Raw genomic sequence first — 4,381 nt, 5'->3', positions numbered from 1 at the left:
TGGCACGCCGACCCGAATGGGACCGGGCTTCTATCCCATGCTGATCGGCATCGCCTGCATCATTCTCGGCCTGATGATCGCCATCCTCGAGGCCCGGGCGCATCTGGAGCCGGACGAAACGATGACGGATCGCGGCCCCGCGGTGTGGCGCAGCCGGCTGTTCGTGCCGCTTTCGATGCTGGTGTTCGCGCTGCTGTTACGGCCGGCCGGCCTTGCGCCGGCCTGTATCGGGCTCGTGTGTGTGGCCTGTCTTGCCGCGCCGCATTTCTCGTTCCCGCGTATGATCGGCCTTGCCGTGGTCACGCCCGTTCTCGCTTGGGTGATCTTCGTGCTCACCCTCGGTCTTCCGTTCGACATGATCAGGGGTGTCCTGTGAGCGATCTTCTCTCCAATCTCGCACTCGGCGCCGATGTCGCGTTCACATGGTCGGCGCTTTTCTACTGCTTCCTCGGCGTTGTGCTCGGTATGATCGTCGGCGTTCTGCCTGGCATCGGCCCCTTGCCGGCAATCGCCATGCTTCTGCCGGTGACCTTCTACATCGATCCGACCGAGGCTATTATCATGCTGGCCGGCATCTACTACGGTGGCCAGTACGGTGCCTCCACGGCATCGATCCTACTCAATCTTCCGGGGACGCCGCCTGCTGCGGTTACCTGTCTCGACGGCTATCCGATGGCCAAGCAGGGGCGCGCGGGCGTCGCCCTGTTCATCACCGCGATCGCCTCTCTGGTGGGATCGATGTTCGGCATCATCCTTGTCGGCACCCTGGCACCAGTGCTCGCCCATTTTGCCCTGGAATTCGGCGCGGCGGAGTATTTCTCGCTCATCCTGTTCGCGCTGATCGGCACGGCTGCGATCGGCGGCGACAGTTTCCCCCGGTCAATTTCCATGGTGGCGCTCGGGCTTCTGCTCGGCATTGTCGGCCAGGACATTACCTCTGGCCAGTTCCGCTTCACCTTCGGCATACCGGGCATTGCCGACGGGCTGTCCCTGGTTGCCGTCGCCATGGGCATATTCGGCGTTTCCGAGGTCATGGCTTCGGCCCACAAGGAACGCGACACCCACTCCGAGAACTTCACCTTTCGCTCCATGCTGCCGACGCGTGAAGATGTGCGTCGCTCATGGCCGGCCATGGGCCGCGGTTCTATCTTCGGTGCGATCTGTGGCGTTCTGCCGGGCGCCGGCGCCTCGATGGCGGTGTTCATCGCCTATGCGTTTGAAAAGCGCATTTCCAAAACCCCCGAAATCTTCGGCAAGGGCGCGATCGAGGGCGTGACGGCGCCGGAAGCGGCCAACAATGCCACCGCCCAGACGGCCTTCATCCCGACCCTCACTCTCGGTGTTCCGGGCGATGCAGTTATGGCCGTGATGCTGGGCGCTTTGATGATCCACGGGATCAATCCGGGCCCGAGCCTGATTACCGAACAGCCGACCATGTTCTGGGGCCTTGTAGTCAGCTTTCTGATCGGCAACTTCATTCTGGTCATCCTCAACATTCCGCTCGTCGGCATCTGGGTGCGACTGCTCAAGATCCCCTACTCGGTCCTTTTCCCGGTTATCCTGGCGCTCATCTGCATCGGTGTTTACTCGATCAACTACGCGATCTTCGACATCTTTCTGGTGATCGCCTTCGGCCTTGTCGGCTATGGCATGAAGATGCTGCATTTTCCGCCGGCGCCGCTGCTGCTCGGCTTTATCCTGAGCCCGATGCTGGAAGAGAATTTCCGGCGCGCCATGCTTCTGTCGCGCGGCGACTGGACGACCTTCCTCAACCAGCCGATCAGCGCCGTCTTCGTGATCGCCTCGGCCCTGTTGCTTCTCTTGCCTGTCTATGGCTGGTGGAGCGTCCGCAGGAAACGGGGGAAAACCGCGACAATGTCGTCGTGACGGACTCGATTGCGCGGATATTCTGCCCAGGAATTGGCAGCCATCTGAACACCGACGCGCTGCATGACCGCGGCCTACCCCGGATGCTTACTTCGGCTCCGAAAGTGCAGGCCGAGTGACCTGCACCCCGTGCGACCCTCGTTCAATTCGAGAGTCTGCGGGTTCGTGATTGGTAGTTTGGTTGATCTGCGTGGGCAACAGCCTGTGTGGCGCCCGCATCAAGTTCCTCCATCTCTCTCCGCACTTCGTTCGGCGTTTTGTTTCCCAGCGATGAGTGCGGCCTGACGTTGTTGTAGTCATATCGCCACAGGGCCAGTTTTCCGCGCACCTCCGCGTCAAACACGACTTTACCCCCCCCCTAAACTTTAGCCCTGACTTTAGGCTTCGAATTTAGCCTCAGACTGGGCAGACCGCGCGGTGCCAAATACCCGCAGAACAAGGGGCCACAGGAAGGACCCAAACGCACGTTCCCCACACCGCCCCGGCAGTCAAAGCAGGTCATAATTGGCCGAAGGGCGCCTGAGCGGTCTGACATAATTTTCGCCGATAAAACCAGCTTCTGCACGTGCGCACGCCGAATTCCACGTCGCCGAAGTCATTGATGAACCGACCGCATTGAAGCCGCGTGAAAACCTCACGGTGCCAAATCAATCAGCCCCAAACAGATCTCGTGTGAAAACTCGATCGGCAACATCACGGATTTCATCGGTTATCCGATTGGCAACGATCACATCCGACTCTTGCTTGAATTGGTCAAGATTTCCAAAGACCGGTGAACGAAAGAACTCCGGCTCATTGAGCACGGGCTCGTAGACTACGACACGGATGCCCTTCGCCTTGATCCGCTTCATTATGCCTTGCACTGACGAGTCGCGAAAATTGTCCGAGCCCGCCTTCATCACAAGCCTGTAAATGCCGACCGTGCTGGGTCTTCGTGCTATGATCCGCTCTGCTATAAAATCCTTTCGCGTAGTGTTCGCGTCTACAATGGCCCGAATCAGGTTCTGAGGAACTTCAGAGTAATTTGCCAGCAACTGCTTCGTGTCTTTCGGCAGGCAATAGCCGCCATAGCCGAATGAGGGGTTGTTGTAGTGATTGCCAATTCTTGGATCGAGCCCGATTCCATCGATGATCTGCCGCGAATCCATGCCATGCGCCATCGCGTAGCTGTCGAGCTCGTTAAAATATGCAACGCGCATGGCGAGATATGTGTTCGCGAATAACTTGATTGCTTCGGCTTCAGAAGGATTCGTGAGCAATACAGGCGTATTCTTCTCAATCGAACCTTCCAAGAGGAGATCGGCGAATACTCTTGCTCGATCAGATTGCTCACCAACAATAATGCGGGAAGGATGCAGGTTGTCGTACAGCGCACGCCCCTCCCGCAGAAATTCCGGAGAGAAAATGATTTGATCTGTCCGCAGCTCCTGTCGAACACGCTCGATGAATCCGACAGGTACCGTGGACTTTACAACGATTGTAGCATCATGGTTCACCGCCTTGACGGCTTCGATGACCGACTCGACCGAAGATGTATCGAAGTAATTCGTTTCCAGATTGTAGTTCGTCGGCGTTGCTACAATGATGAAATCAGCGTCCTTAAAAGCCTCGGCAGCCTCGGTCGTTGCTGTCAAATCGAGCTTCCTATTCGCTAGGAAATCTTCGATCTCGGGATCGACTATCGGGCTGAGCCTAGCATTCACTTTTGCGACCCGATCTTTGTTGAGGTCAACCGCTATTACCCTATGGTTCTGCGCGAGCAAGACAGCGTTGGACAAGCCGACATATCCAATTCCCGCTACGGCAATTCTCATTGTTAGATTCCTACTAGTTTCATTTTCGCAGTGTCGATTTCGTGGGCGCTATCTCTTAAATCATAATTATGACAGCTAGCCCCTTGCATGGTTCTTTCTCATCAACCTCGTTTGGGCTTCATTTCGACGAGGGTGTACTCATTTTGAGGATTGTCGCCGGCGGAAGAGTTCGCTCTCTCACCGGCGAAAGTCGGCGTCACTGACTTTCTCTTTTCCAAATCACACCTTGCCGATCACGGCAAGCGGCACGACCATCGGCGTCAGTCGGCCGAACAGATCAACCTCGACCACGACATCCCCCTTGCCTTTGCTGTTGGCCGTGACCACTGTGCCGACCTGTCCCTCGAAGATCCCGTCACCGATCATCACCCGGTCGCCGGCTGAGACTTCGACATCGCAGCGGCGCTCATAGTCGAAGTCGCCATTGTCGGCCTTGCGCATGATCTGAGCGATCTTTTCATCTGAGACAGGGTAAGGCGTCTCCCAGCCCCCGAGAATGGCGATGACATGGTCAAGCCTCAGCAGGCCCCTGAGCGCCCGCGCCGTGCTGACAAAGCGGACAAGCACATAGCCGGTCATCAGCACCTCGTCCCTCACCGGCAGCATCCGCCCACGCCTGCGCCTTTGCTTGCCCTTGCGCATCGGCACAAGCGCCTCGGCGCCAATGTCCTTCAGCACCG

The 4,381-nt window shown here is 57.7% G+C and carries 4 protein-coding genes and 1 pseudogene; 2 read left to right on the top strand and 3 right to left on the bottom strand.

Going from position 1 to position 4,381, the window contains the following annotated elements; all coding sequences use genetic code 11:
• On the top strand, positions 1-376 hold a 376-nt coding region (locus tag AC5DC2_RS20085), incomplete at its 5' end, for a tripartite tricarboxylate transporter TctB family protein (RefSeq protein WP_491699756.1).
• A complete protein-coding gene (locus tag AC5DC2_RS20080) occupies positions 373-1,887 on the top strand; it encodes a tripartite tricarboxylate transporter permease (RefSeq protein ID WP_491699755.1) in 1,515 nt (504 codons plus the stop codon). The genes AC5DC2_RS20085 and AC5DC2_RS20080, both read left to right, overlap by 4 nt.
• 142 nt (positions 1,888-2,029) lie before the next feature.
• Here AC5DC2_RS20080 and AC5DC2_RS20075 read toward each other — a convergent pair.
• From AC5DC2_RS20075 to nusG, 3 genes and pseudogenes are all read right to left on the bottom strand, one after another.
• Positions 2,030-2,230: pseudogene (locus tag AC5DC2_RS20075) on the bottom strand (integrase core domain-containing protein); the annotation flags it as partial.
• A 304-nt stretch (positions 2,231-2,534) separates the two neighbouring features.
• Positions 2,535-3,701: a nucleotide sugar dehydrogenase gene (locus AC5DC2_RS20070; RefSeq protein ID WP_491699754.1), complete on the bottom strand. Its 1,167-nt coding sequence runs from the start codon at positions 3,699-3,701 to the stop codon at positions 2,535-2,537.
• Positions 3,702-3,920: 219 nt separating this feature from the next.
• On the bottom strand, positions 3,921-4,381 hold a 461-nt coding region (gene nusG, locus AC5DC2_RS20065), incomplete at its 5' end, for a transcription termination/antitermination protein NusG (RefSeq protein WP_491699753.1).

Source organism: Martelella sp. (assembly GCF_984369615.1).
This window is presented reverse-complemented; position numbering and strand designations above follow the sequence as displayed.

Excerpts from the sequence above, each read along its gene's own strand:
- AC5DC2_RS20070 (WP_491699754.1), bottom strand. The coding sequence starts at position 3,701 with ATGAGAATTGCCGTAGCGGGAATTGGATATGTCGGCTTGTCCAACGCT.